The sequence below is a fragment of the Nocardioides sp. genome (genome assembly GCF_035703625.1).
Lineage (GTDB): Bacteria > Actinomycetota > Actinomycetes > Propionibacteriales > Nocardioidaceae > Nocardioides.
Genome location: NZ_DASSXS010000081.1, coordinates 1 through 3,637, shown reverse-complemented (window position 1 = coordinate 3,637; position 3,637 = coordinate 1). Strand labels below are relative to the sequence as shown.

3 protein-coding genes are annotated in these 3,637 nt (G+C 69.3%); all 3 read right to left on the bottom strand.

All coding sequences use genetic code 11. The annotated features are described in order from the left end of the window. Positions 1–113 precede the first annotated feature (113 nt). The 3 genes from dusB to VFN12_RS04145 are packed head-to-tail and all read right to left on the bottom strand — an operon-like array spanning position 114 to position 3,463. A complete protein-coding gene (gene dusB, locus VFN12_RS04155; RefSeq protein WP_325117329.1) occupies positions 114–1,253 on the bottom strand; it encodes a tRNA dihydrouridine synthase DusB in 1,140 nt (379 codons plus the stop codon). Positions 1,254–1,302: 49 nt separating this feature from the next. Beyond that, positions 1,303–2,040 (bottom strand): hypothetical protein, encoded by a 738-nt coding sequence (locus tag VFN12_RS04150; protein WP_325117328.1) that lies wholly within the window; start codon positions 2,038–2,040, stop codon positions 1,303–1,305. Between the two features lie 25 nt (positions 2,041–2,065). Next, entirely contained in the window at positions 2,066–3,463 is a 1,398-nt protein-coding gene (locus tag VFN12_RS04145) for a glycine--tRNA ligase (protein WP_325117327.1), read from the bottom strand. Between the last annotated feature and the right edge of the window lie 174 nt (positions 3,464–3,637).

Genomic DNA, 3,637 nt, shown 5'->3' with positions numbered 1-3,637 from the left:
AAGCGACGCGAGGTGACGACTAAAGCACAGCCGCGCAAGCCTGTCCCAATCATGGGGCGGAAATCCACAGGTGTTTCGGATCACGAGACCGTGATCACGCCGTCACCGATCCGTTATCCGCCCGTGACCTCGAGGGCGTCCTCGCGGACCGCGTCGCCGGTCCCGTCGGTGTCGTCGAGCCAGCCCTCCGGCAGCACCACGCGGGTGCGGGGCGAGCCCTGGCGTCCGCGGGGGGTCCCGAGCTCGGAGGTCGGGAACGGTTCGTCGGGGTCGAGCTCGGCCAGCAGCGCGTCCAGGGACGCCAGCGAGTCCACCAGGGCCAGCGAGTGGCGCAGCGTGCCTCCGGCGGCGAAGCCCTTGAGGTACCAGGAGACGTGCTTGCGGAACTCCTTGCAGCCGCGCTCCTCCCCCATGTGCTCGGCCAGCAGCTCGGCGTGGCGGCGCATCATGTCCCGCACCTCGCCGAGGGTCGGCAGGGTGCTCACCGTGCGGCCCGCGAACGCCGCGGCGAGGTCGCGGAAGAGCCACGGTCGCCCCAGGCACCCTCGACCGACGACGACCCCGGCGACCCCGGTCTGCTCCACCATCCGCACCGCGTCCGCGGCCTCCCAGATGTCACCGTTCCCGAGGACCGGGATGTCGACATGGGCGGCCAGCGCGGCGATCGCCTCCCAGTCGGCCACCCCGGAGTAGGCCTGGGCGACGGTGCGCCCGTGCAGCGCGATCGCGGCACAGCCCGACTCCTGGGCGATCCGGCCGGCGTCGAGGTAGGTGAGGTGGTCGTCGTCGAGACCCTTGCGCGTCTTCATGGTGAGCGGGACGCCGTAGGGCGCGGTCGCGCGGACGGCCGCCTCGAGGATCTCGGCCAGCAGCCCCCGCTTCCAGGGGAGCGCGCCCCCGCCGCCCTTGCGGGTCACCTTGGGGACCGGGCAGCCGAAGTTGAGGTCCACGTGCGCGACGCCGTACTCGGCGCACAGGATCTCGGCGGCCTTGCCGACGTAGGCGGGGTCGGTGCCGTAGAGCTGGACGGAGCGGATGGACTCCCGCTCGTCGAAGACCAGCATCGAGCGGGTGACGGCGTCGCCCTCGACCAGCCCGCGTGAGGTGATCATCTCGCTGACGTAGAGCCCCGCCCCCTGCTCCGCGCACAGGCGCCGGTAGGCGGCGTTGGTGATGCCCGCCATGGGTGCCAGCACGACCGGCGTCTCCACGCGCAGCGAGCCGAGCGTGAGCGAGGCGGGCAGGACGGTCATGCCCGACATTGTCCCGACGCGACCGGGTGCCCCCAAAACCGTGGGCGGCTCAGCCCTGGTTGCCGCCGCCCTGCTTGCCGCCCTTCTTGTCGCCCTTCTTGCCGCGCTTCTTGTCCGACCCGGCCTTCACGAGCTTCCCGGTCCAGGTGATCGGGTCGAAGTCCTCGACCGGGCGGAAGCTCACGGCGGTGAGGTCGCCCTTGTCGGGCGCGAGGTAGACGAGGCAGAACTTGCCCTTGTCGCCCCGCTTGAAGCGCTTGGGGAACGACTGGGGCGAGCACGGCTTGAAGGTGCTCTGGAAGGTCGAGGCCTCGATCAGCCGGTTGTTGCCGTCCACGGCGTAGAGCGGCACGTCCTGACCACCGAGGTCGGTGGAGCCGACGTTCTTGACGGTGGCGCGAACGAAGTAGGGGTTGGTCTTGCGGGTCTCGGCCGTGACGTCCCAGCCCACGAACTGCTGGAAGCTGGCCTTCTCCAGCCGGGTCACCGTGATCTCCAGCGCGCCGACGACGTCCTGGCGCGGCTCGTAGGCGACCACGGCCTTGTCGCCGACGTCGAGCGGGCTGCCCTGGGCGGTCAGCTCCACGCCGTCGGGCACCGGGAGGTAGGGCTTCTCCTCGGTGGGCGCCTCACCCGCGGTCTCACCGTCACCGGATCCCGACTCGCTCGAGCTCGCGCCGGGGTCGTCGCCACCACCCCCGCACGCGGTCAGTGCCATCAGGAGGGCGAGGAGCACGGCGGCCAGGGGCCGGACCCCTGGTCGGAGGTGGCGATGGGGGTGAGACATGGGGAGATTGTGCATGACGTGCCTTTCAGCAGCCGACGAAACGCTCGGCGAAGTACGAGGTGATCCGGTCCATCCCGATCCGCTCCTGGCTCATCGAGTCCCGCTCGCGCACCGTGACGGCGTCGTCCTCGAGACTCTCGAAGTCGACGGTGACGCAGTAGGGCGTCCCGATCTCGTCCTGTCGACGGTAGCGCCGGCCGATGGCGCCCGAGTCGTCGAAGTCGACGTTCCAGTTGCGGCGCAGGTCGGTGGCGAGCGCCTTCGCCCTGGGCGACAGCTCGGGATTGCGGCTCAGCGGCAGGACGGCAGCCTTGACCGGCGCGATACGGGGGTCGAGGCGCAGCACCGTCCGCTTGTCGACACCGCCCTTGGTGTTGGGCGCCTCGTCCTCGTGGTAGGCGTCGACGAGGAAGGCCATGAGGCTGCGGGTGAGTCCGGCCGCCGGCTCGATGACGTAGGGCATGTAGCGCTCACCGGTCGCCTGGTCGTAGTAGGACAGGTCCTGGCCCGAGAACTCGCTGTGCTGGCTGAGGTCGAAGTCGGTGCGGTTGGCGATTCCCTCGAGCTCCTCGAAGCCGCGTGCGGAGAAGCCGAAGCGGTACTCGATGTCCACGGTCCGCTTGGAATAGTGGCTCAGCTTCTCCTTCGGGTGCTCGTAGTGCCGGAGGTTGGCCGGGTCGATGCCGAGGTCGACGTACCACTGGGTGCGGGTGTCGATCCAGTACTGGTGCAGCTCCTCGTCCTCACCGGGCTTGACGAAGTACTCCATCTCCATCTGCTCGAACTCGCGGGTGCGGAAGATGAAGTTGCCCGGGGTGATCTCGTTGCGGAACGCCTTGCCGATCTGGGCGATGCCGAACGGCGGCTTCTTCCGGCTCGAGGTGACCACGTTGGCGAAGTTGAGGAAGATGCCCTGGGCGGTCTCGGGGCGGAGGTAGTGCAGGCCGGACTCGTCCTCGATCACGCCGAGGTAGGTCTTCAGCATCATGTTGAAGTTGCGGGGCTCGGTCCACGCGCCGCGGGTGCCGCAGTTGGGGCAGGCCAGCTCCTTGAGGTCGATGGAGTCGGGGTCGTCGATCCCCTTCTTCTCCGCGAACTCCTCCTGCATGTGGTCGGCCCGGAACCTCTTGTGGCAGGACTGGCACTCGGTCAGCGGGTCGGTGAAGGTGCTCAGGTGGCCGCTGGCCTCCCACGTGCGCGTCGGCAGGATCACGCTGGAGTCGAGGCCGACGATGTCCTCGCGGGCGGTCACCATCGCCTTCCACCACTGGCGCTTGATGTTCTCCTTCAGCTCCACGCCGAGCGGGCCGTAGTCCCAGGCGGAGCGGGTGCCGCCGTAGATCTCGCCGCACGGGTAGACGAATCCCCGGCGCTTGCAGAGGGAGACGACGTTGTCGAGGGCGGTGGCGGGGGCCTTGGCCACGAGTGGCTCCTTCGATCGGCCGGCTGGCTGCCGGTCTGGAACTAGTCAGCCTAACGACCGGGTCGAGGCGACGTTGAGGACGGTGTCCGGTTCGACGATCTCGTAGGCGCCGGGCTCGTCGAGCGCACGCCCCAGCACCGGAACGGCGTGCAGCTTCACGTCGTACGACGACAG

Excerpts from the sequence above, each read along its gene's own strand:
- dusB (WP_325117329.1), bottom strand. The coding sequence starts at position 1,253 with ATGACCGTCCTGCCCGCCTCGCTCACGCTCGGCTCGCTGCGCGTGGAG.
- VFN12_RS04150 (WP_325117328.1), bottom strand. The coding sequence starts at position 2,040 with ATGTCTCACCCCCATCGCCACCTCCGACCAGGGGTCCGGCCCCTGGCC.